This is a genomic window from Curtobacterium sp. SP.BCp, assembly GCF_051903255.1.
Classification (GTDB): Bacteria; Actinomycetota; Actinomycetes; order Actinomycetales; family Microbacteriaceae; genus Curtobacterium.
Genome location: NZ_CP194338.1, coordinates 942,475 through 963,794 on the forward strand (window position 1 = coordinate 942,475; position 21,320 = coordinate 963,794).

22 protein-coding genes are annotated in these 21,320 nt (G+C 71.3%); 14 read left to right on the forward strand and 8 right to left on the reverse strand.

Going from position 1 to position 21,320, the window contains the following annotated elements:
- Positions 1–94 precede the first annotated feature (94 nt).
- The 8 genes from typA to ACRQ4C_RS04805 all read left to right on the forward strand — a co-directional run bounded on the left by typA (position 95) and on the right by ACRQ4C_RS04805 (position 8,745).
- Positions 95–2,017 carry a translational GTPase TypA gene (gene typA / locus ACRQ4C_RS04770; protein WP_290132515.1) on the forward strand — a complete coding sequence of 641 codons (1,923 nt, stop codon included), beginning with the start codon at positions 95–97 and terminating at the stop codon, positions 2,015–2,017.
- Positions 2,018–2,129: 112 nt separating this feature from the next.
- On the forward strand, positions 2,130–3,323 hold the full coding sequence (locus ACRQ4C_RS04775; protein WP_290132514.1) for an amidohydrolase: 1,194 nt from the start codon (positions 2,130–2,132) through the stop codon (positions 3,321–3,323).
- Between the two features lie 70 nt (positions 3,324–3,393).
- On the forward strand, positions 3,394–3,936 hold the full coding sequence (locus ACRQ4C_RS04780) for a hypothetical protein (protein WP_439690316.1): 543 nt from the start codon (positions 3,394–3,396) through the stop codon (positions 3,934–3,936).
- Positions 3,937–3,961: 25 nt separating this feature from the next.
- Positions 3,962–5,194: a PIG-L family deacetylase gene (locus tag ACRQ4C_RS04785; protein WP_439690317.1), complete on the forward strand. Its 1,233-nt coding sequence runs from the start codon at positions 3,962–3,964 to the stop codon at positions 5,192–5,194.
- Positions 5,195–5,203: 9 nt separating this feature from the next.
- Positions 5,204–5,521: a ferredoxin gene (gene fdxA, locus ACRQ4C_RS04790; RefSeq protein ID WP_071292706.1), complete on the forward strand. Its 318-nt coding sequence runs from the start codon at positions 5,204–5,206 to the stop codon at positions 5,519–5,521.
- Positions 5,522–5,534: 13 nt separating this feature from the next.
- Positions 5,535–6,662: a succinyldiaminopimelate transaminase gene (dapC, locus tag ACRQ4C_RS04795; RefSeq protein ID WP_439690319.1), complete on the forward strand. Its 1,128-nt coding sequence runs from the start codon at positions 5,535–5,537 to the stop codon at positions 6,660–6,662.
- 198 nt (positions 6,663–6,860) lie between these two features.
- Entirely contained in the window at positions 6,861–8,159 is a 1,299-nt protein-coding gene (locus tag ACRQ4C_RS04800; protein ID WP_290134278.1) for a citrate synthase, read from the forward strand.
- A 196-nt stretch (positions 8,160–8,355) separates the two neighbouring features.
- Positions 8,356–8,745, forward strand: coding sequence for a VOC family protein (locus ACRQ4C_RS04805; RefSeq protein WP_439690320.1), 390 nt, complete (start codon positions 8,356–8,358; stop codon positions 8,743–8,745).
- On the opposite strand, the gene ACRQ4C_RS04810 is transcribed toward ACRQ4C_RS04805, so the two are convergent.
- Positions 8,724–9,533, reverse strand: coding sequence for an alpha/beta hydrolase (locus tag ACRQ4C_RS04810; protein ID WP_439690321.1), 810 nt, complete (start codon positions 9,531–9,533; stop codon positions 8,724–8,726). The genes ACRQ4C_RS04805 and ACRQ4C_RS04810 overlap by 22 nt on opposite strands.
- 9 nt (positions 9,534–9,542) lie before the next feature.
- Positions 9,543–10,508 carry a 2,3,4,5-tetrahydropyridine-2,6-dicarboxylate N-succinyltransferase gene (dapD, locus tag ACRQ4C_RS04815; RefSeq protein WP_439690322.1) on the reverse strand — a complete coding sequence of 322 codons (966 nt, stop codon included), beginning with the start codon at positions 10,506–10,508 and terminating at the stop codon, positions 9,543–9,545.
- A 211-nt stretch (positions 10,509–10,719) separates the two neighbouring features.
- On the opposite strand from dapD, the gene dapE reads away from it, so the two are divergent.
- The 3 genes from dapE (at position 10,720) to ACRQ4C_RS04830 (ending at position 13,769) form a co-directional block, all read left to right on the forward strand.
- The gene (dapE, locus tag ACRQ4C_RS04820; protein WP_439690323.1) at positions 10,720–11,802 is read left to right on the forward strand and encodes a succinyl-diaminopimelate desuccinylase; all 1,083 of its coding nucleotides are present in this window, start codon (positions 10,720–10,722) and stop codon (positions 11,800–11,802) included.
- Positions 11,787–13,043 carry a hypothetical protein gene (locus ACRQ4C_RS04825; RefSeq protein ID WP_439690325.1) on the forward strand — a complete coding sequence of 419 codons (1,257 nt, stop codon included), beginning with the start codon at positions 11,787–11,789 and terminating at the stop codon, positions 13,041–13,043. The genes dapE and ACRQ4C_RS04825 overlap by 16 nt, the downstream gene beginning before the upstream one ends.
- Before the next feature lie 186 nt (positions 13,044–13,229).
- A complete protein-coding gene (locus tag ACRQ4C_RS04830; protein WP_439690326.1) occupies positions 13,230–13,769 on the forward strand; it encodes a glyoxalase superfamily protein in 540 nt (179 codons plus the stop codon).
- Here the strand turns inward: ACRQ4C_RS04830 and ACRQ4C_RS04835 are convergent.
- The gene (locus ACRQ4C_RS04835) at positions 13,766–14,920 is read right to left on the reverse strand and encodes an AI-2E family transporter (RefSeq protein ID WP_439690328.1); all 1,155 of its coding nucleotides are present in this window, start codon (positions 14,918–14,920) and stop codon (positions 13,766–13,768) included. The two genes, ACRQ4C_RS04830 and ACRQ4C_RS04835, sit on opposite strands and share 4 nt — an antisense overlap.
- Before the next feature lie 127 nt (positions 14,921–15,047).
- Here ACRQ4C_RS04835 and ACRQ4C_RS04840 point away from each other — a divergent pair, with 127 nt between their 5' ends.
- Together ACRQ4C_RS04840 and ACRQ4C_RS04845 are read left to right on the forward strand one after the other, a co-directional pair.
- A complete protein-coding gene (locus ACRQ4C_RS04840) occupies positions 15,048–15,218 on the forward strand; it encodes a DUF3117 domain-containing protein (protein ID WP_017887054.1) in 171 nt (56 codons plus the stop codon).
- Between the two features lie 90 nt (positions 15,219–15,308).
- Positions 15,309–16,046 carry an AAA family ATPase gene (locus ACRQ4C_RS04845; protein ID WP_439690330.1) on the forward strand — a complete coding sequence of 246 codons (738 nt, stop codon included), beginning with the start codon at positions 15,309–15,311 and terminating at the stop codon, positions 16,044–16,046.
- Between the two features lie 51 nt (positions 16,047–16,097).
- On the opposite strand, the gene ACRQ4C_RS04850 is transcribed toward ACRQ4C_RS04845, so the two are convergent.
- A complete protein-coding gene (locus ACRQ4C_RS04850) occupies positions 16,098–16,730 on the reverse strand; it encodes an O-methyltransferase (protein ID WP_290132500.1) in 633 nt (210 codons plus the stop codon).
- 64 nt (positions 16,731–16,794) lie between these two features.
- Here ACRQ4C_RS04850 and ACRQ4C_RS04855 point away from each other — a divergent pair, with 64 nt between their 5' ends.
- Entirely contained in the window at positions 16,795–17,163 is a 369-nt protein-coding gene (locus ACRQ4C_RS04855; protein ID WP_439690331.1) for a Sec-independent protein translocase TatB, read from the forward strand.
- A 94-nt stretch (positions 17,164–17,257) separates the two neighbouring features.
- Here the strand turns inward: ACRQ4C_RS04855 and ACRQ4C_RS04860 are convergent, their stop codons facing one another.
- The 4 genes from ACRQ4C_RS04860 to ACRQ4C_RS04875 form a co-directional block, all read right to left on the reverse strand.
- Entirely contained in the window at positions 17,258–18,595 is a 1,338-nt protein-coding gene (locus tag ACRQ4C_RS04860) for a carbohydrate-binding protein (protein ID WP_439690333.1), read from the reverse strand.
- Between the two features lie 154 nt (positions 18,596–18,749).
- A complete protein-coding gene (locus tag ACRQ4C_RS04865; RefSeq protein WP_439690334.1) occupies positions 18,750–19,598 on the reverse strand; it encodes a class I SAM-dependent methyltransferase in 849 nt (282 codons plus the stop codon).
- A gap of 43 nt (positions 19,599–19,641) precedes the next feature.
- Positions 19,642–20,802 (reverse strand): Mrp/NBP35 family ATP-binding protein, encoded by a 1,161-nt coding sequence (locus ACRQ4C_RS04870; RefSeq protein ID WP_439690336.1) that lies wholly within the window; start codon positions 20,800–20,802, stop codon positions 19,642–19,644.
- The gene (locus ACRQ4C_RS04875) at positions 20,795–21,292 is read right to left on the reverse strand and encodes a DUF1003 domain-containing protein (RefSeq protein ID WP_290134277.1); all 498 of its coding nucleotides are present in this window, start codon (positions 21,290–21,292) and stop codon (positions 20,795–20,797) included. Before ACRQ4C_RS04875 ends, ACRQ4C_RS04870 begins: the two co-directional genes overlap by 8 nt.
- Positions 21,293–21,320: the final 28 nt, after the last annotated feature.

A 21,320-nucleotide genomic window follows, 5' to 3' on the forward strand; every position in this document is an offset into this window, starting at 1 on the left:
GCGTTCTGCCCACGGGTGCCATGTGTCCACGACGACCGGCTGCCCGATCTTCTCCGAACACTTGAAGTCTCCCCAATCTAGGAAGTAGGCCTGTATGGCGCTCGCCACCCGGTCCGACCTGCGCAACGTCGCCATCGTGGCACACGTCGACCACGGCAAGACCACCCTCGTCGACGCGATGCTCACGCAGACCAACTCGTTCGACGCCCACTTCGAGGGCGAGGACCGGATGATGGACTCGAACGACCTCGAGCGCGAGAAGGGCATCACCATCCTCGCGAAGAACACCTCGGTGCTCTACAACGGGAAGCACGCCGAGGAGTTCAACCCGGGTGGTCGCATCACGATCAACGTGATCGACACCCCCGGCCACGCCGACTTCGGCGGTGAGGTCGAGCGCGGCCTCTCCATGGTCGACGGTGTCGTGCTGCTCGTCGACGCGTCCGAGGGTCCGCTGCCCCAGACCCGCTTCGTGCTCCGCAAGGCCCTCGCCGCGAAGCTCCCGGTGATCCTGCTCGTCAACAAGACGGACCGCCCGGACTCCCGCATCGACGAGGTCGTCTCCGAGTCGCAGGACCTCCTGCTCGGCCTGGCCTCCGACCTCTCGGACGAGGTCGACGACCTCGACCTCGACGCCATCCTCGACGTCCCCGTGGTGTACGCCTCGGGTCGCGCCGGTGCCGCGTCGCGCAACAAGCCGGAGGACGGCAGCCTGCCGGACAACGAGGACCTCGAGCCGCTGTTCGAAGCGATCCTCCAGCACGTGCCGGCCCCGACCTACGACGACGAGCACCCGCTGCAGGCGCACGTCACGAACCTCGACGCGTCGCCGTTCCTCGGTCGCCTCGCGCTGCTCCGCATCTTCCACGGCACGATGAAGAAGGGCCAGACCGTGGCCTGGGTGAAGCACGACGGCAGCGTCGTCAACGCCCGCATCACCGAGCTCCTCATCACGAAGGCGCTCGACCGCTACCCGGCCGAGTCGGCGGGCCCCGGCGACATCGTCGCCGTCGCCGGTTTCGAGGACATCACCATCGGTGAGACCCTGACCGACCCCGAGGACGTCCGTCCGCTGCCGACCATCACGGTCGACGACCCGGCGATCTCGATGACGATCGGCACGAACACCAGCCCGCTCGTCGGCAAGGTCAAGGGCCACAAGCTCACCGCCCGCATGGTCAAGGACCGCCTCGACCGCGAGCTCGTCGGCAACGTCTCGCTCAAGGTCCAGGACATCGGCCGCCCCGACGCGTGGGAGGTCCAGGGCCGCGGCGAGCTCGCGCTGGCGATCCTCGTCGAGCAGATGCGCCGCGAGGGCTACGAGCTCACGGTCGGCAAGCCGCAGGTCGTCACCAAGCGTGACGAGAACGGCAAGCTCCTCGAGCCGTACGAGCACATGACGATCGACACGCCGGAGGAGCACCTCGGCGCCATCACCCAGCTCATGGCCGCCCGCAAGGGCCGCATGGAGAACATGGTGAACCACGGCACCGGGTGGATCCGCATGGAGTTCATCGTGCCGTCGCGCGGCCTGATCGGCTTCCGCACGTCGTTCCTCACCGAGACCCGCGGCACCGGCATCGCCAACGCGATCTCGCACGGCTACGGCGAGTGGGCCGGTTCGATCCAGACCCGCATCAACGGCTCGATCGTGTCCGACCGCTCCGGTGTCGTCACGCCGTTCGCCATCACGAACCTCCAGGAGCGGATGACGTTCTTCGTCAACCCGACGGAGGAGGTCTACGAGGGCATGGTCATCGGCGAGAACTCGCGCGCCGACGACATGGACGTGAACATCACGAAGGAGAAGAAGCTGACGAACATGCGTTCGTCGACGGCCGACACCTTCGAGTCGATGACCCCGTCGCGGCAGCTGTCGCTCGAGGAGTGCCTCGAGTTCGCGCGCGAGGACGAGTGCGTCGAGGTCACCCCCGACGCGGTCCGCATCCGCAAGGTGGAGCTGGACGCGCAGGCGCGCCAGCGTGCGTACGCCCGCCTCAAGCGCCAGGACGCCTGAGCAGCAGGACACGGCAGCAGCCGGGAGGCACGCCCTCCGTCCGACGGCCCGGTCACCTCGTCGAGGTGGCCGGGCCGCGGTCGTGTCACGGCGCGGTTGTACGGTGGTCTGCGTGACGTTCGATCTGCTTGCCATCTACCAGGACCTCCACGCACACCCGGAGCTCGGCTTCCAGGAGCACCGGACCGCGGGGGTGATCGCCGAGCGGCTCGCGGAGCTGTCCGGTGTCGAGGTCACGACGGGCGTCGGCGGCACGGGCGTCGTCGCCGTGCTGCACAACGGCGAGGGTCCGACGATCTGGCTCCGCGCCGACATGGACGGACTGCCCGTGCAGGAGCGCACCGGCCTGCCGTACGCGAGCGAGCACACCGGGCAGGACGAGTCCGGCGCCACGGTCGCGACCATGCACGCCTGCGGGCACGACATCCACGTGACCTGGCTCCTCGGCACGCTCGAGCGGCTCGTGTCGACCACGGACGAGTGGCACGGCACCGTCGTCGGCGTGTTCCAGCCGGCGGAAGAGGTCATCTCCGGCGCCCGCGCGATGATCGACGACGGCCTCGTCGAGCGCTTCCCGGCGCCCGACGTCGTCCTCGGGCAGCACTCCGCGCCCGCCCCGGTCGGCACCGTCGCCGTGGGCTCCGGCCCGGTGATGGCGTCCAGCGACCGGCTGACGGTGACCTTCAACGGCCGCGGTGCCCACGGCTCCGCGCCGCAGGCCTCCCTCGACCCGGTCGTCACCGCGGCCTCGGCCGTGGTCCGGCTGCAGACCGTCGTGTCGCGTGAGGTCGCCCCGAGCGATGCCGGCGTGGTCACGGTCGGCTCGTTCCACGCGGGGACGCGCGCGAACATCATCCCCGACCAGGCGGTGATCGAGATCTCCACCCGTGCCCGCAACGAGGAGACCCGCGGCCGGATCATCGCGTCGATCGAGCGGATCGTCCGCGCCGAGAGCGAGGCGGGTGGGCTGCCCGAGCCGACGATCGAGCGCGCGCCGGGTGCCGATGTCCTCGTGAACGACCCGGAGCAGGCCGCGAAGGTCCTCGCCGCCGTCCGCGACGCCGTGCCGAACGCCATCGACCTCGAGTCGGGCCTGGCGATGGCGTCGGAGGACGTCGGACAGCTCGCCACCGCCGCGGGCGTGCCGATCGTGTACTGGTTCACCGGCATCACCGACCCGGAGCTCTTCCGCACCGGGCAGGAGATCCCGAGCAACCACTCGCCCTTCTACGCACCGCAGGCCGAGACGTCGATCCCGGTCGGCGTGGACGCGGCCGTGGCCGCGGCGCGCGCGTACCTGGCCTGACCGTCGCCGGACGGGAGGTTCACAGCGAACGTGCGCCGGGCCTCCCGTCGGACCATCTAGGGTGCTGCGCATGCGCACCCCGACCCGCACCCTGATCGCCGCCGTCGCCGCCGGCATCGCCCTCGCCGGGCTGAGCGGCTGCTCCTCCGACACCGTCCGCCAGGCGACCGACCTCGGTTCGTCGGTCGCGTCGGACGTGTCGAGCGCGGTGCAGGGCATCGACGGCAAGGCGATCCAGGACGGCATGGCCTCGGTCGCCGGCGGCATCGACGGGGCGCTCGACACGGCGCTCAAGGGTGCGAAGGTGACCTCGGACGGGCAGCTGCCGGACGGGTTCCCGACGAAGGACGTGCCGCTCGTCGACGGCACGGTGCTCGGCGGGGGATCGGGCCCGGACGGTTCCGGCTGGGTCGCACAGGTCCGGGTCGCGTCGGTCGACGAGTTCCCGGCCGCGGCCGACGCGCTGACCGATGCCGGGTACACCGAGTCGGTGAAGCGGGCGGACTCGACGAGCGCGTTCGGCCTGTTCCGGAGCGACGGGTACCGCGTCGTCCTGACGTTCGCGAAGACCGACGCCGGGGTCTCCGCGACCTACATCGTGACCCCGCGGTAGGGGCCGTCCCGTACGCTGGGCACCGATGTCCCAGGCCCCCGTCACCCGCCCAGAGCGCGTCCTGTTCGTGCACGCCCACCCCGACGACGAGACCCTCGTGTCGGGCGGGACGATCGCCACCCTGCTCGAGCTCGGCGCCGAGGTCACCGTCCTCACGGCGACCCGCGGCGAGCGGGGCGCGATGCTGACCGCCGAGCTCGCGCCGCTCGAGGGCGACGGCCCCCGTGTCGCCGCCCACCGCGAGGGAGAGATCGCCGCGGCGCTGGCCGCACTCGGTGGCCCGGCGCACCTCTGGCTCGGGGGAGCGGGAGCGCGCCCGACCGACCTGCCCGAGCGACGGTACGCCGACTCGGGGATGCAGTGGGGACCGGACGGACGCGCGACGGCCGCCGACGACGCCCCGGCGGACTCGCTCACGATGGCCGACCTCGGCGAGGTCGTGGACGACGTCCGTGCCGCGATCCGGTCGACGATGGCGGACGCCGTCGTGAGCTACGCGGACGACGGCGGCTACGGGCACCCCGACCACGTGCGGGTGCACCACGCGGCCCGGTACGCGGCGCGCGCCGAGGAGGTCCCCTTCTCGATGATCGTCACGCCGGAGTCCGGGCAGGCCGACCTGACGGTCGACGTCCTCCCGGTGCGGGCGAAGGTCCGTGCCGCGCTCGAGCAGTACCGCTCACAGCTGACGGTGGACCCGGTCGACCCGTCCGACCCGATCGCGCTCTCGTGGATGATGCCGCACGGCGAACGGCAGCACGCCCCCGCCGTCGAGGCCTTCCGCCACGACGCCGACCCGGTGCCACCGGCACCGCAGACCTTCGCCGAGTTCTCGCCGCAGGGCAAGGCCACCGCGGTCGTCGTGTCGTTCGTGCTCGGACTCGTCGCGGGTGGCCTGGGCTCCGTCACCCACCAGCAGACGATCGGCACGTTCCCGATCGGCGTCTTCCTGCCGACGCTCGTCGTGGTCGGGCTGCTCGCGGGCATCCGACTGCTGTACCGCTCGCGGGTGCTCGTCGTGGCGGTCTGGCTCGGCATCGCGCTCGCGACGACCTTCCTGCTCCAGCTCGTGCTCGCGAACGCCGCGGGCTACACGTGGATGATCGCGCCGACGGCCGTCGCGTTCGTCGTGCTCGTCTGGCCGGACTTCGGCGACACCCGTCGTCCGGGGTCCGCGGCCGCCGTGCCCGCGGAGTCCGCTCCCGGCGCGGCGGGGTCGGCTGGCGGCCTGTCCGGATCCGCCCAGGGCCGCGAGTAGGATCGACCCGTGACGTACGTGATCGCTCAGCCCTGTGTGGACGTCAAGGACCGCGCCTGCATCGACGAGTGCCCGGTCGACTGCATCTACGAGGGTGACCGCTCGCTGTACATCCACCCCGACGAGTGCGTCGACTGCGGAGCCTGCGAGCCGGTCTGCCCGGTGGAGGCGATCTACTACGAGGACGACCTCCCCGAGGAGTGGGCCGACTACTACAAGGCCAACGTCGAGTTCTTCGAAGAGGTGGGCTCGCCCGGCGGCGCCGCGAAGGTCGGAGTGATCCACAAGGACCACCCGGTCGTCCTCGCCGAGCCCCCGCGCGGCTGACCCGGACCCGCCCGTGGCGCTCGACCTCCCCGACTTCCCCTGGGACCAGCTCGTCCCGTTCAAGCAGCGCGCAGCAGCCGTCGAGGGCGGCATCGTCGACCTCAGTGTCGGCTCGCCCGTCGACCCGACGCCCGAGCTCGTCCGCCGCGCCCTCGCCGAGGCCACCGACGCGCACGCCTACCCGCAGGTCGCCGGCACCCCGGCCCTGCGCGAGGCGATCGCCGACTGGTACGGCCGCCGGCAGGGCGTGACGCTCACGGCCGAGCAGGTCCTCCCGACGATCGGCTCGAAGGAGTTCATCGCCGGACTCGCGCTCTGGCTCGGCATCGGCCGCGGTGACACCGTCGTCTTCCCGGAGGCCGCCTACCCCACGTACGAGCTCGGTGCTGCCCTCGTCGGCGCGACCGCACTCGCCTCGGACGACCCCGCTGCGTGGCCGGCGACGACGAAGCTCGTGTGGCTGAACTCCCCGGGGAACCCCGACGGTCGCGTGCTGTCGATCGAGCAGCTGCGGGCCGCGGTCGAACGTGCCCGCGAGCTCGGCGCCGTGATCGTCGGCGACGAGTGCTACGCCGAACTCGGGTGGGAGCCGCCGTACGACACCGCGCCGACGCCGACCATCCTCGACCCGCGCGTCGTCGGCGACTCGGTCTCGGGCGTCCTCAGCGTCTACTCGCTCTCGAAGCAGTCGAACCTCGCCGGGTACCGCGCCGCGTTCGTGGCCGGCGACGCCGAGTTGCTCGCCGAGGTCCTCGCGGTCCGCAAGCACACCGGGATGATGCCGCCGCTGCCCGTGCAGCAGGCGATGATCGTCGCGCTCGAGGACGAGACGCACGTGCAGCAGCAGAAGGCGCGGTACCGGGCGCGCCGGAACATGCTCCGACGGGCACTCGACGGCGCCGGCTTCCGCGTCGACCACAGCGAGGCCGGACTCTACCTCTGGGCGACCCGCGGTGAGCCCGCGTTCGACACCGTCGCGTGGCTCGCCGATCGCGGGATCCTCGTCGCCCCCGGGACGTTCTACGGTCCCGCCGGGGCCGAGCACGTCCGTGTGGCCCTCACCGCGACCGACGAGCGCATCGCCGCGGCCGCGCAGCGGCTCGCGAGTGCGCGGCGCACCAGCCGGGTGGACGCGGACTGAACGGTGCCCGTCGGGCGGGTGTCGTGCCTCCCGGCAGTCGCCACCACGCAGTGCGCTACCAGCGCAATCCGTGGTTCCCACCAATCCCGGAGCACCTGGGTGTGCACGACCGACAGTGGGCGCGATTAGGCTGTCACCGTGACTGACACTGCCAACGACGCTCAGAAGACGGCCACACCGCCCACCACGCCCGTCCCCGTGAGCCCGGCTGCGGAGCAGCAGACCGAGACCGCGACGCTGACGTTCCCGGGCGGCTCGGCGGAGTTCCCGATCCTGCCGAGCGTCGACGGCGCGTCCACCGTGGACATCTCGACCTTCAAGAAGCAGACGGGGATGAACACCCTCGACTACGGCTTCGTGAACACCGGCTCGACGAAGAGCGCGATCACGTACATCGACGGCGACCAGGGGATCCTGCGCTACCGCGGCTACCCGATCGACCAGGTCGCGTCGAACTGCACCTTCCTCGAGGTCGCCTGGCTCCTCATCTACGGCGAGCTGCCGACAGCCGCCGAGCTCGAGTCCTTCGACGCCCGCATCCGCCGCCACACGCTGCTGCACGAGGACCTCCGTCGTCTGTTCGACGCCCTCCCGCACTCGGCGCACCCGATGTCGGTCCTGTCGAGCGCCGTCAGCGCCCTGTCGACGTACTACGAGGACGACATGAGCGTCGACGATCCGGAGAAGGTCGAGCTGCAGACCGTGCGGCTGCTCGCGAAGCTCCCGGTGATCGCCGCGTACGCGCACAAGAAGTCGATCGGGCAGGCGTTCCTGTACCCGGACAACTCGCTGTCGTTCGTCGACAACTTCCTCCGGCTGAACTTCGGCACCATGGCCGAGACGTACGAGCCGAACCCGGTGCTCTCCAAGGCGCTCGAGCGGCTGCTCATCCTGCACGAGGACCACGAGCAGAACGCCTCCACCGCGACCGTGCGGCTCGTCGGCTCCACGAAGGCGAACATGTTCGCGTCGATCTCCGCGGGCATCAACGCGCTCTACGGTCCGCTGCACGGCGGAGCGAACGAGGCCGTGCTCGAGATGCTCCAGCAGATCAAGGACTCCGGCGAGCCGGTGTCGCGCTTCGTCGAGCGGGTGAAGAACAAGGAGCGCGGGGTGAAGCTCATGGGCTTCGGGCACCGCGTCTACAAGAACTACGACCCGCGCGCCAAGCTCGTGAAGGAGTCCGCGCACGAGGTGCTCGAGGCGCTCGGCGTGCAGGACGACCTGCTCGACATCGCGATGGAGCTCGAGGGCATCGCACTCGAGGACGAGTACTTCGTCAGCCGCAAGCTCTACCCGAACGTCGACTTCTACACGGGCATCATCTACAAGGCGATGGGCTTCCCGCCACGGATGTTCACGGTCCTGTTCGCGATCGGGCGGCTGCCGGGGTGGATCGCCCAGTGGCGGGAGCTCAACAACGACCCGCTGAACAAGATCGGGCGCCCGCAGCAGCTGTACGTGGGGTATCCCGAGCGGGATCTGCCGGCGCGCTGACGGGCCGCGGGCGGCGCGGCGCTGCCGGAACCAGGTTCCGGACACAGCACCGTGCCCCTCCGCGGTGCTGTGTCCGGAGCCTGGTTCCTCGCGCCGGTCGCCGCCCCGCGGTCGAGCGGTCGCGCCGCGGTCGAGCGGCTACGTCGCTCCGAGCTGTGCCCTTGACGGTGCTGACGCGGCGGCGCACGGTGACGCCATGGACACAGCACTCGCTGCGTACTGCAGCTACCGGGACGCGGACGCCGGCCTCGCTTGGCTGACCGCGGTGGGGTTCACCGTCGTCGCGCGACAGGACGGTGATGACGGTCGACTCGTGCACGCCGAGGCTCGCTGGGGCGAGGCTGTGCTCATGATCGGTACGGCGGATTCCGGGTACGTCACGCCGCCACTCGTCGGGACGTCGACCGGTTCGGGCTGCTACCTCGTGGTCGACGACGTCGACGCGGTCTTCGACCGAGCGGTGCTCGCGGGCGGGACGCCGGTGTTCCCTCCTGAGGATGCCGGCTGGGGTGCGCGACGCGCCCGCGTGCTCGACCTGGAGGGCCACGAGTGGAGCTTCGGGACCTACCGTCCGGGCGGCGCCTGAGGGTGATTCCTGGTCATCCACTCTGCTGCGAGGTCGAGGGCGGTGTCCGAGTCCGGCGTGCCCGGACGGTTGAGGAATGCGTGTCGGGCACCCGACAGCACGTGTCGTTCGACGTCGACACCGGCGGTCCGCAGTTCCGTCACGAACCGATCCTCGGACGGACGCATCGAGTCGTGTTCGGCGTCCACCATCAGGACGGGCGGGAACCCCGTCAGGTCCTGCCCTCCGGGGAACGCGGTCTCCGTCGGGGCCCCGCGACCCACGAAGTTGCGGTTCGCCCGGTCGAGCAGCGCGGGGTGGTGGGTCACGCGACGATGGCCCCGGACGGAGCTCGCGACGGCGGGGTCGCGCGGGGTCACTGCGTGGAAGAAGCCGTAGGCCAGGAACAGGCCGTCGGGTCGGGACTCCGCAGGCAGCGTCCGGGTGACGGCCGCGGCGAGGCACGCTCCGGCGCTCGCTCCGCCGAGGAGCAGCGGTCGTTCGTCCAGGGTCCGGAACGCCGTCAGCACGGCGCGGACGTCGTCAGCGGCGACCGGGTGACGCTGCCGGCCGCGGGGCCCACGGCGCCCGACGAACGGCAGGCCGGGCAACGGTGCGAGACGGTAGTCGACCGTGACCACGTCGATCCCGCGGTCCGCCAGGGTCGTCGCCACCGCGTGTGACTCGGGGAGGACGAGGTCGCCGCGGAAGAACCCGCCGCCGTGCAGCCACACGAGGGTGACCGCAGATCCCGACCCGTGGCGCCGGACCGGGACCGGACCGTGTGGGCCCTCGATCGTCGCCCCCACGGGCATCGGCTAGGCGTGCAGGGCGGTGTTCAGCTGGATGCCCTGGCCCTGCCGCTGGAGGGCCTCGACCGCACCGGTGACCGAGTTGCGGCGGAACAGCACGTTCGGGGTGCCCGAGAGCTCCGCGGCCTTGACGGTCTTCGGGGTGCCGTCCGGGTTCGGGGCGGCGCCGACGAGGACGACCTTGGTGCCCGCGGTCACGTAGAGGCCGGCCTCGACCACGGAGTCGTCGCCGAGGGAGATCCCGAGGCCCGCGTTGGCGCCGAGGAGCGCCCGAGCGCCGAGCGACACCCGGTGCGTCCCGCCGCCGGAGAGCGTGCCCATGATGGAGGCTCCGCCACCGATGTCCGTGCCGTCGCCGACGACGACGCCCTGGGACACGCGCCCCTCGATCATCGCGTCGCCGAGGGTGCCGGCGTTGAAGTTCACGAAGCCCTCGTGCATGACCGTGGTGCCGGGGGCGAGGTGCGCGCCGAGACGGACCCGGTTCGCGTCGCCGATGCGCACACGGTCGGGCACGACGTAGTCGACCAGGCGCGGGAACTTGTCGATCGCGTGCACCGCGATGCCCGCACGCTGGAGGGACGGACGGAGGCGTGTGAGGTCGGCGGGGGAGACGGGGCCGGCGTTCGTCCACGCGACGATCGGCAGGTGCGCGAAGACACCGTCGAGGTTGACCTCGTTCGGGCGGACGTGCAGGTGACTGAGCAGGTGCAGCCGGAGGTAGGCGTCCGGCGTGCTCGTCGGGGCCGCGTCGATCGTGACCTCGGTGGTGACCGCCTCGATCCGGACGGCGCGTCGCGGGTCGTCGCCGACGTGTGCCAGCAGTTCCTCGGGGAATGCGGCGTCGGACGGCCGCGCGCCGAGGTGCGTCTGCGGGTACCAGGTGTCGAGCGTCGTGCCGTCGGCGGCGATCGTCGCGAGGCCGTGGCCCCAGGCGGTGGTCGGGCGGGCGGAGGCGGTCGTGTCGGTCACGTGGACAAGGGTAGCGAGGTGCGAGCGGCGACCACCGTCCGGCCGGACGGCCTGTGGAGAACGCGCCACGGGCCTCCCGTCCGGCACGCGCGGAACGGGATCGGCGCCTCCGCACCGGCCTGGAGGCACGCCCCTGTGAACGGATCCCTCGCCGTCCACGGGGCGGCCGGCTCGGCGGCGACCGGCAAGGGTCGGCCGGTAGGCTGCCCGCATGCCGGAGCAGCTCGACCTCACCGCCTCGTCCATCGACATCACGCGCGCCATCTGCGACATCGAGTCGGTGTCGGGCAACGAGGGCGCGCTCGCCGACGCCGTCGAGGCGGCGCTCACGCCCCTGCCGCACCTCGAGGTCGTCCGGGACGGCGACGCGATCGTGGCGCGGACGAACCTCGGCCGTGACCGCCGCGTCGTCATCGCCGGGCACATCGACACCGTGCCGCTGAACGACAACCTGCCCACCGAGTTCCGCACGACGGAGGACGGCACCGAGATCCTCTGGGGCCGCGGCACGGTGGACATGAAGGCCGGCGTCGCCGTGCAGCTCAAGCTCGCGTACGACCTCGCCGAGCCGACCAACGACGTGACCTGGGTCTTCTACGACCACGAAGAGGTCAGCGACTCGCTGAACGGTCTCGGCCGACTCGCGCGGACCCGACCGGAGCTCCTGGCCGGTGACTTCGCGATCCTCGGCGAACCGTCCGGTGCGCAGATCGAGGGCGGGTGCAACGGCAACCTCCGTGCGGAGATCCGTACGTTCGGCAAGCGGTCGCACAGCGCCCGGAGCTGGATCGGCGACAACGCGATCCACAAGACGGCGCCGATCCTCGCGACGCTCGCGGCGTACGAGCCGCGGACGGTGACGGTCGACGGACTCGACTACCGCGAGGGGCTGAACGCGGTGGGCATCTCCGGCGGGATCGCCGGCAACGTCATCCCGGACGAGGCCATGGTCCACGTGAACTACCGGTTCGCGCCCTCCCGCAGTGCGGACGAGGCCGTCGCGCACATCCGCGAACTCTTCGACGGCTACGACGTGCAGATCGTCGACCTCGCCGCCGGAGCCCGTCCGGGCCTCGACGCACCGCTCGCGCAGGAGTTCGTCGCCGCGGTCGGTGGTCCGGAGCCCCGCCCGAAGTACGGCTGGACAGACGTCGCACGCTTCTCGGCCCTCGGCGTCCCCGCGGTCAACTACGGTCCGGGAGAGCCCGTCTTCGCGCACCACGACGACGAGCAGGTGCCGCTCGCGCAGATCACCGCGGTCGAGGACGGCCTCCGTCGGTGGCTGACCGCCTGACCACCGGCGGGACCCTCCGCTCCCGGTCTGACGCAGCCGTCCGGTGGCGAGCCCGCTACCGAGCGGTGCCGTGGTGGGCCCGCATCACCGTCGTCTACGTCCTCGCACGGATCGTGACGGGCGCGATGATGCAGGGCTTCGCGGCCGTGCAGTCGGCGAACTCCTTCACGTCGGACCACCCGTCGTACCTGTCGTTCGCCGCGATCTGGGACGGTGCCTGGTACCGCGTCATCGCCACCGGCGGGTACCCGTCGGCGCTGCCGGTGGACGCCGCCGGACACGTCACCGAGAACGCGTGGGCGTTCATGCCCGCCTACCCGTTCCTCGTGCGCGGTCTCATGCTGCTCACGGGGGCGTCGTTCGAGGCCGTGGCTGTCTCGGTGTCCCTCGTGGCGGGCCTCGGTGCCGCACTGGTCTTCCGGCGGCTCGTCGGACGCTTCCTCGATGCGCCGCGGGCGACGTTCGCCACGGTGCTGCTCTGCGTCGCACCGACGTCGGTGATGTTCCAGGTCGCCTACGCCGAGTCGATGGGACTGTTCCTGCTCTTCGTCGCCCTGCTGCTCGCGGTGGACCGTCGCTGGTGGACCATGCTGCCGGTGGTGCTCCTGCTCGGCATGACGCGGCCGACGGGGCTGGCGTTCGCGTTCTTCCTCGCGCTGTTCCTGGCCGTGTGGTGGTTCCGTCCCGCCTGGGTCCGCGAGGGCGTTCGACCCACGCTCCGCACCGGTCTGCCCCCGTTCGTGGTCGCCGTCGTGTCCGGGCTCGTCGGGCTGGCGTGGCCGGCGATCGCCTGGGCCGTCACCGGGGTGCCGAAGGCCTACACCGACACCGAGCTCGCCTGGCGGTCGTCCTACGTCGGCTGGGGGGAACTGCTCCCGTTCTCACCGTGGGTCGAGGGCTTCTCGTGGTGGCTGCGGTACCCCGGCGGCTGGCCGGCAGCGCTCGCGATCCCGCTCGGCCTCGCGGCGATCGCGGTCCTCGTGTGGGCGCCCGCGGCACGTCGGGTGGGGCTCGAGCTGCGTCTGTGGGTCGTGGCGTACGTCGTCTACCTCCTCGCGGTGTTCTTCCCGCAGTCGAGCACCTGGCGCATCCTCATGCCGATCGCGCCGCTGCTCGCGGTCGTGGCACTGCCGCGGTCCCGGGTGTACCGGGTCGTGCTGGTCGTCGTCGCGCTCGTGCTGCAGTGGGTGTGGCTGTACGCGAACTGGTGGGTGGACGGCTACGACTGGACGCCGCCGTGATCGGTGCCGTCCGGCGGGGCTCGACGCGGAGCGGCCGGGAGCGCATACTGGACCCGGCTCCGGTGGCCTGCCTCCTGCGACGAACGGTGAACACCGGCGAGGTATCGTCACGACCCTGCTGATCACCCTCAGGTCCGCGACGCCCGGCAACGCAGGACCCGGTGACGATCGCTGGAGAGGTCTGTCGTGATCACCATCGAAGAAGCCAAGCGGCTCGCCCGCGAACTCTCGTCCGTGTCGGACGTCGGACACTCGCGCGTCCTGGAGGCAGCGGCGCACGCGTCGGGGTTCCGTGACTGGAACACGATGGCAGCGGCCGCCCCGGGCGCGGTGCCGGGGCCGGCGGCCGGGGCCGACGCGCCCCTCGTGGTCCCGGTGCTGCGGGTGTTCGACCACGCCATCGCGGGGTCGTTCTACTGCGACCACCTCGGCTTCACGTGGCAGTGGGAGCACCGCTTCGAGCCGGACCTCCCGGTGTACGCCGAGGTCTCCCTCGACGGACGCGCGCTGCACCTCAGCGAGCACCACGGCGACGCCGCCCCCGGTGCCGGGGTCATGATCACCGTGCCGGACCTCCGGGCCTACCGCGCCGGGTTGCTCGCCCAGGCGCACCCGAACTCCCGCCCGGGCATCGAGCGGAACGCCTGGGGCCTGACGATGCTCGTCACGGACCCGTTCGGCAACCGCCTGACCTTCTGGGAACGCTCGGCCCCGGACCCGACCTAGTCCGCCTCCAGAGCCGTCTCGTGCCGCTCTTCGCGCTCGATGTCGGAGAGCGGTACACCGTCCTCCGGGCGCCACGCGGCGGCGGCGTTCACCATCGCGTTGACGGTGGCGATGAACGGCACCGCGAAGAAGGCTCCGACGACGCCGGCGATCGTCGTGCCCGCGGTGACGCCGAGGACCACGCCGAGCGGGTGGACCTTGACGGCGCTGCCGGTGAGGAACGGGTGCAGGACGTGGCTCTCGAGCTGCTGCACGAGGACGATGATGCCGAGCATGATGAGCGCCGGCACCCACCCGTTGAACACGAGGGCGATCACCACCGCGACGATGCCCGCGACGATCGCTCCGACGACGGGGACGAACGCGCCGAAGAACACGATGACGCCGATCGGGATCGCCAGCGGGATCTGGAGGATGAGCGCGCCGATGACGACGCCGAGCGCGTCCGTGACCGCGACGACGAGCTGCACGCGGATGAAGCTCGTGAGGGTCTTCCAACCGGCGTGCCCGGCGACGTCGAGCCGAGCTCGCGCACGACGGGGGAAGATGCGGACGACCCACTGCCAGATGCGCGGGCCGTCGATGAGCACGAACAGGGTCGTGAAGACGATGATGAACAGACCCTCGAAGACGTGGATCGCGCCCGAGCCCGCCGCGAGGAACCCGGAGAAGATCGACGATGCGTGCGACTGCAGGTAGTCCGCCCCGTCCGAGATCCACTTGTTGACCTGCGTCGCCGTGATGCCGAACGGCTCCGAGGCGAGCAGCGACTGCAGCGAGGAGATGCTCGCGTGCAGGCGCTTCTCGAGCGAGGGCAGGTCGTAGCGGATCTGCGCCGTCACGATGAGGCCGAGACCGCCGATCGCCACGACGACGGACACCAGGCTGGTGAGGATCGCTACCCACTTCGGCCAGCGGTGACGGCGGAGGAACGACGACATCGGCACGAGCAGGGCGCACAGCAGCAGCGCGATGAGGAACGGCACGATGATGTCCTGCAGGAGGATCACGAGCAGGACCAGCACGGCCAGGGCCGCGCCGACGACGAGCAGACGCCACGAGAACGCCGCCGCGATCCGCATGCCCGCGGGCACCGCGTCGTCGGTGGGCGCGGGGTCGCTTCCGCGGAGCATGGAGCGGATGTTCGGCATCCGCATAGGTTAGGGAGCAGAACCGCGAGAACGTCGCGTTTCACGACCCCCAACCTGGGCGGTTTCGCAGTTGCCCCTCCGATACGGGATAATGGGCAGGCATGTACTGCACGAAAGGGGACATCTGATGGCAGCCATGAAGCCGAGGACCGGTGACGGGCCGATGGAGGCTGTTAAGGAGGGTCGACTCATCATCGTGCGGGTTCCGCTCGAGGGTGGAGGCCGCCTGGTCGTCTCGGTCAACGATGCCGAGGCCAAGGAACTCCACGACGCACTCGCCGAGGTCGTCTCGGCCTAGTCCGTCGAAGCACTGAACGACGAAGCCCGGAGCGCGTACGCTCCGGGCTTCGTCGCGCGTCCCGTCGGTGGTACCGGGCAGGATGTTCCCGTGCGCAGGTCCCACATGCCGATCACCCGGGTCGAGGAGTTCGACGACCCGGGCCCGATGCCCCGTGACGTCTGGCCCGCGACTTTGCCGCCCGTCCGGCAGCTGCTCGACGAGGGCCTCGACCTCGACCCCGTGACCGTGTTCGTCGGCGACAACGGCGTCGGCAAGTCCACGATCGTCGAAGCGATCGCGCTCCAGTTCGGCATGGGGCCGGAGGGTGGTGGGACCGGGTCGCAGCACTCGACCCGCCCGTCCGAGTCGACGCTGTGCGAGCACATCCGCCTCCGTCGCGACTTCGGTGCACCGAGGGGCGGGTTCTTCCTGCGTGCCGAGACCATGCACGGCTTCTTCACCTACCTCGAGGAGCACCCGAACCTCAGCCGCCCCGAGCCGGTGTTCCACGAGCGCAGCCACGGCGAGTCCTTCCTCGACTTCGTGATCGACCGTGCGCGGTGGCCCGGGCTCTGGATCCTCGACGAGCCCGAGTCGGCGCTGTCGTTCTCCGGGTGCCTCGCGCTCATCGGGCTGCTGCAGTCGATCGTCGAGAGTGGCGTCGGGCAGGTGATCCTCTCGACGCACTCTGCGGTGCTGGCCGCGTTCCCGGGAGCGACCATCCACGAGGTGGGGGAGTGGGGCCTCCGTCGGACGGCGTGGGAGGACCTCGACCTGGTGCGGCACCAGCGGTCGTTCCTCGAGTCGCCGGAGCGCTACCTGCGCCACCTCAGCGACGACGACTGACCGGACCCGGGCGGCCGATCGCAGAGCCCCCCGGCGAACGCAGACGCGCCGCTACGCCGTGAGCTTCGTCAGCTGCAGCAACCCGTCGCCCGCGGGCGACAAGGCGCTCCGCACTGCACCCGAGGTCGACACCTCGGTCAGCAGCAGCCGGAAGTCGGTCGTCGCACGGTCCCGCTTCACGGGGTCCGCGACACGTCCCCGCCACAGCGCGTGCGGCACGAGCACGGTCCCGCCGAGCCGCGCGAGCCGCAGCCCGTGCTCGACGTACTCGATCACGTGCTCCGGGTCGGCGTCGACGAGCACGACGTCGTACGAGGCCTCGTTCATCCGCGGGAGCACCTGGTTCGCCCGGCCGGGGATGAGCCGGATGCGCGCGGGAGCGGTGCCGGCCGCGATGAACGCGTCACGCGCGGCCTGCTGGTGGTCCACCTCGACGTCGATCGTGGTGAGCGTGGCCTCGGGCGCACCGGCGAGCAGGTACAGCCCGGAGACGCCGAGTCCGGTGCCGATCTCGATCATGCTCGTCGCCCGTGAGGCCGCGGCGATCACGCTGACCTGCGCGCCGATGGCAGGGGAGATCGCCTCGACCCCGAGCTCCAACGAGTGTTCACGCGCGCGGGCGATCGTCTCGGGCTCGGCGACGATGTCCTCGGCGAACTTCCAGTTCGACTCTTTCTCTGACACGCACACTCCGTTCGGGTGCCAACTCTACGGGTGTTGCGCGGGGAGGACGGGTTACGCTCGTACCGTGTTCGACGGCTTCGAGAAGTTCCTGGTCATCGGGATCATCGGTGTCCTGATCGTCGGGCCGCAACGCCTGCCCGGTTACGCCGCGAAGCTCGCCGAGTTCGTGAAGGCCGTCCGCCGGTTCGCCGACACCGCGAAGGAGCGGATGCGCGACGAGATGGGCCCGGAGTTCGACGACATCGAGTGGCAGAAGCTCGACCCGCGGCAGTACGACCCGCGGCGCATCATCCGCGACGCCCTCCTCGACAGCGGGGGCAGCGTGGCCGCGGTCGAGACCGCGCAGGTCACCGCGTCGAAGGTGCGGGCGACGGCGCCCGTGGTGCCGCTCGCCGCGGGCGAGGCCGCGCCTTTCGACGACGAAGCCACCTGATCGCGCGGGCTGACGGCCCGTCAGGTGACCGGAAGACGGACTGGAGGCGCGGTGCCAGCTGGCACCGCGCCTCCTGTCCGTTGACGGGTCGCGTCTACTTCAGGTCCGCGAGGAACCGGTCGGTCCACGCCAGTGCCGGTGCGCTCGGGACCGAACTGCACGTCGCCATCGCCGTGGTCGAGGAGCACGGGGTGTCCCGGTCGAGCGACCACACGTGGACGCCGGCGAGGCCGTTCGCCTTCGCGTAGGACGTCAGCGTGTCGACGTCGGCGAGGGTGAAGACCTCGTCGGAGGCGTCGTTCACGCCGAGCATCGGGGTGACCTCGATCTTCGACGGGGCGATGCCGTAGGTGTGCTCGAGGTTGGTGACGGCCTGGATCGCCGACTGCCCCATCTCGCAGGTCGAGCCCGAGAGCACGCAGTTCGCGGCGGTCGCGCGGCCGAAGTCCATCGTCATGAGGTTGACCGTGTAGTGCGTCAGGCTCGCCGCCTTGATGGCCTTGACCACGGCGTCACCGGTGCTGTTCAGGCCGCCGTACGATCCGTCGGACGCGGCGAGGGTCGCGAGGGTGAACGAGAACCGCATGCCCGGGTACTTCGACTGCGCGAGCGCCGCGGCGTTCACGAGGTTCTGCACGTCGGCGACGGACTGCCCGCTCTCGATGTCGAAGTCCACGCCGATCATGTGGGAGGTCGCGTACCGGGCGATGAACGACTGCAGTGCCGTCCCCGAGCACGTGAACGAGCCCGCGGCCCCGCCGGTGCTCACGATGTAGTTCACCCCCGCGGCGTCGAGCTTCGGGATGTTGGCGCTCGCGAACGCGTCCGCGGCGACCCCGCCCCAGTTCTCGCTGCCGCAGGTGCCGGTGGCGAAGGCGAGGGTGATCGCCTTCAGGCCCGGTTCGCGGGTGGAGACGAGGCTGTTCGACGAGCCGGCGACGGGGATGCGCGTCCCGGTGACCGCCGTGTTCATGACGTTCGTGTTCCAGTCGAGGTTCACCGTGACGTCCTTGTACGGGCTGAACACGAGGCCGCTCGCGGTCCCGCCGCTGCCGCCGGTCCCGCCGCCGCCGCCGGTCCCGGTGCCGCCGCCGGTCCCGGTGCCGCCGCCGGTCCCGGTGCCGCCGCCGGTCCCGGTGCCGCCGCCGGTCCCGCCGCCCGTGCTCGTGCCGCTGCACGCGCCCGTCGACGTCCACGGCTGCCCGCTGCCCGTCGCGCCCGAGTGGGTCGCCGGCTCGTCGCCCTGCGTCCACCAGTTCGCGGTGTAGTTCGCGCCGTTCTCACTGACGGTGGCGCCGCCCGAGTACGCGGTGCCCGCGCTCCACGCGGTCGCGCAGGTCGGCGTGGCCGCCGTGGCCGGAGCCGCGGCGACGGCCCCGCCCGCCAACGCGGCCGCGACCGCCGCGACGATCCCGATCCTGGTCCTGGTCATGTTGATCACACGGTTCTCCTGTCCTCGGCCCGGCGACGTTGCCGAGCGGGGTGGAGCTCCTGCGGACCCGATTCCGCAGGAGCATTGTGGAATACCCCTGCACAATGCACCCGTGTGGAACGACCTGTCCATGAAAGGACGTACAGCCGGAGGTTCAGTCCTTCGTCGCGACGATCGTGAAGGTCGCGGGGATGCGGTCCCGATCCGCGCCCGGCCACGCGAAGTTCCCGTCCCCGGTCTCCTCCATGCGCGCGCTGAACCGCCACGGGAGTGTCCGGCCCTCGTCCAGGAAGCGCAGTCGGAGTCCGGTTCCGAGGAGCGCGTTCACGATCTCGGACAGCGGGTGCGGCCACTCGTACGTGCGGGTGTTCGCGACCGTCCCGTCGCCCGCGTACGTTCCGGCGTCGTCCCACTGCTGGGCCGTCCCGTCGGCGAAGTACCGGTGTCGTGCGACGAGCTCGTCGGCGTCCTCGTCCAGGGCGTACAGCGCCGGGTGGCCGTCGCGGATGAAGAACACCCCGCCCGGACGGAGGAGTGCAGCGACCTGGGCAGCCCAGCGGTCGAGGTCGTCGAGCCAGCAGATCGTCCCGATGCTCGTGTACACGACGTCGAAGTCGCCGGTGACCGCGGCCCGGGCGTCGAGGACGTCCGTCTCGACCCAGGTGGCCTCGACGCCGAGGCGGTCGGCCAGGGCACGGGCGGAGGCCAGGGCGGCAGGGGAGAAGTCGACGCCGGTGACCCGAGCACCCTCGCGCGCCAGCGACACCGTGTCCGTACCGATGTGGCACTGCAGGTGGCAGAGGTCGAGCCCGTCGAGGGAGTCCCCGGGGAGCCAACGGGCGAGGACGGGCAGGTCCTCGCGGACGACGCCGGAACGGTGGTCGGGGTCGCTGAGCGCGTCGATGTCGTAGGCGCCCTCGTGGATCGGGACACGGTCGTCCCAGTTCGCGCGGTTCGTGTCGCGGGCCTGGTCCCAGTCGACGCTGACGTGATCAGTGCTCATGGACTCGACCCTACCGAGCGGACGGTCCGACCCTCGGCGACCGTCAGCCGACGGACAGCCCGAGCTTCCGCCCCGCGAGGCCACGGCCCATCGTCGTCACCCGGTCCGCGATCGCTCCGAGGGCCACCGCTGCCGGATCGTCCGGCGCGCCGGTCACGACCGGCACCCCGGCGTCTCCGCCCTCCCGGAGCGGCACCGACAGCGGCACGCTGCCGAGGACCGGCACCGGGGTGTCCTGCCCGCGCGAGAGCCGAGCGGCGGTCTCGGCGCCGCCGCCCTCGCCGAAGAGGTGCAGGACCGAGCCGTCGGGCTGGACGAGCCCGGCCATGTTCTCGACGACGCCGATCACCCGCTGCCCGGTCTGCCGTGCCACGACCCCGCTGCGCTCGGCCACGTCCGCGGCAGCCGCCTGGGGCGTGGTCACGACCAGGACCTCGGCGTGGGGGAGCAGCTGGCCGACCGAGATCGCCACGTCGCCGGTGCCGGGCGGGAGGTCGAGGAGCAGCACGTCGAGGTCGCCGAAGAAGACGTCGGTGAGGAACTGCGACACCGTCCGGTGCAGCATCGGCCCCCGCCAGGACACCGCGGTGGAGACGTCGTCGACGAACATGCCGATCGAGACGACCTTCACGTCGTGGGCGACCGGCGGCAGGATCATGCTGTCGACCCGGGTCGGTCTCGGGGCCACGCCAGCGGCGTCGGTGAGGCCCATGAGTCCGGGGATGCTGAAGCCGTGCACGTCGACGTCGACGATGCCCACCCGCTGTCCCCGGGCTGCGAGCGCGACGGCGAGGTTCGCCGTGACGGTGGACTTGCCGACGCCGCCCTTCCCGCTCGTCACCGTGATCACCCGCGTCAACGAGTCCGGCGTGAACTGCACGCCGCGCGGGCGACCGGCACGGAGCCGCTCGGTGAGGGCAGCCCGGGTCGCCGGGGACATGACGGAGACGTCCACGTCGACCGCGGTCACGCCGTCCACGGAACCGGCGGCCGCACGGACGTCGCGCTCGATCGTGTCGGCGGCCGGGCACCCCGTGATCGTGAGCTGCAGGTCGACGCGCACCGAGCCTCCCGGCTGGACGTCGACACCACGGATCATGTCGAGCTCCGTGACGGGCCGGCGGATCTCGGGGTCCACGACGCGGCCGAGCGCCGCGAGGACCGCGCCGCCCAGCTGCTCGTCGGATCGGCCGGGGTCAGCCACGGGCCGCGGTGCCGGGCTCGTCGGCGAAGCCGGCGGAGTCCGCGTCTCGCCGGTCGAGCTCCTCGAGCAGCGACCGGATCTCGGCGCGGATGAAGTCCTTCGACGCCATGTCCCGCATCGCGAGGCGCAGCGCGACGACCTCGCGGGCGAGGTACTCGGTGTCGGCGAGGTTCCGCTCCGCGCGCTGTCGGTCCTGCTCGAACTGCACGCGGTCACGGTCGTCCTGCCGGTTCTGCGCGAGCAGGATGAGCGGAGCCGCGTACGAGGCCTGCAGCGAGAGCACGAGGGTGAGCGCGGTGAAGCCGATCGCCGCCGAGTCGAACTGCCACGGCTTCGGCGCCACCGTGTTGTAGATCATCCAGACCGCACAGAAGAGGGTCAGGCCGACGAGGAACCACGGCGTGCCCATGGCCCGTGCGATGCCCTCGGTGGCGCGACCGAACGTGTCGCCCCGACCGCGACGGCGGGTCGGGAGCACACGGGTGCGCATGCCCTTCGGGGAGTCGAGGCGCTCCTGG

Coding starts and splice junctions, on each gene's coding strand:
- ACRQ4C_RS04865 (WP_439690334.1), bottom strand. CDS start 19,598: ATGAGCACTGATCACGTCAGCGTCGACTGGGACCAGGCCCGCGACACG.
- ACRQ4C_RS04780 (WP_439690316.1), top strand. CDS start 3,394: ATGCGCACCCCGACCCGCACCCTGATCGCCGCCGTCGCCGCCGGCATC.
- ACRQ4C_RS04860 (WP_439690333.1), bottom strand. CDS start 18,595: ATGACCAGGACCAGGATCGGGATCGTCGCGGCGGTCGCGGCCGCGTTG.
- ACRQ4C_RS04875 (WP_290134277.1), bottom strand. CDS start 21,292: ATGCGCACCCGTGTGCTCCCGACCCGCCGTCGCGGTCGGGGCGACACG.
- dapE (WP_439690323.1), top strand. CDS start 10,720: ATGCCGGAGCAGCTCGACCTCACCGCCTCGTCCATCGACATCACGCGC.
- ACRQ4C_RS04785 (WP_439690317.1), top strand. CDS start 3,962: ATGTCCCAGGCCCCCGTCACCCGCCCAGAGCGCGTCCTGTTCGTGCAC.
- ACRQ4C_RS04840 (WP_017887054.1), top strand. CDS start 15,048: ATGGCAGCCATGAAGCCGAGGACCGGTGACGGGCCGATGGAGGCTGTT.
- typA (WP_290132515.1), top strand. CDS start 95: ATGGCGCTCGCCACCCGGTCCGACCTGCGCAACGTCGCCATCGTGGCA.
- ACRQ4C_RS04835 (WP_439690328.1), bottom strand. CDS start 14,920: ATGCCGAACATCCGCTCCATGCTCCGCGGAAGCGACCCCGCGCCCACC.
- ACRQ4C_RS04805 (WP_439690320.1), top strand. CDS start 8,356: ATGGACACAGCACTCGCTGCGTACTGCAGCTACCGGGACGCGGACGCC.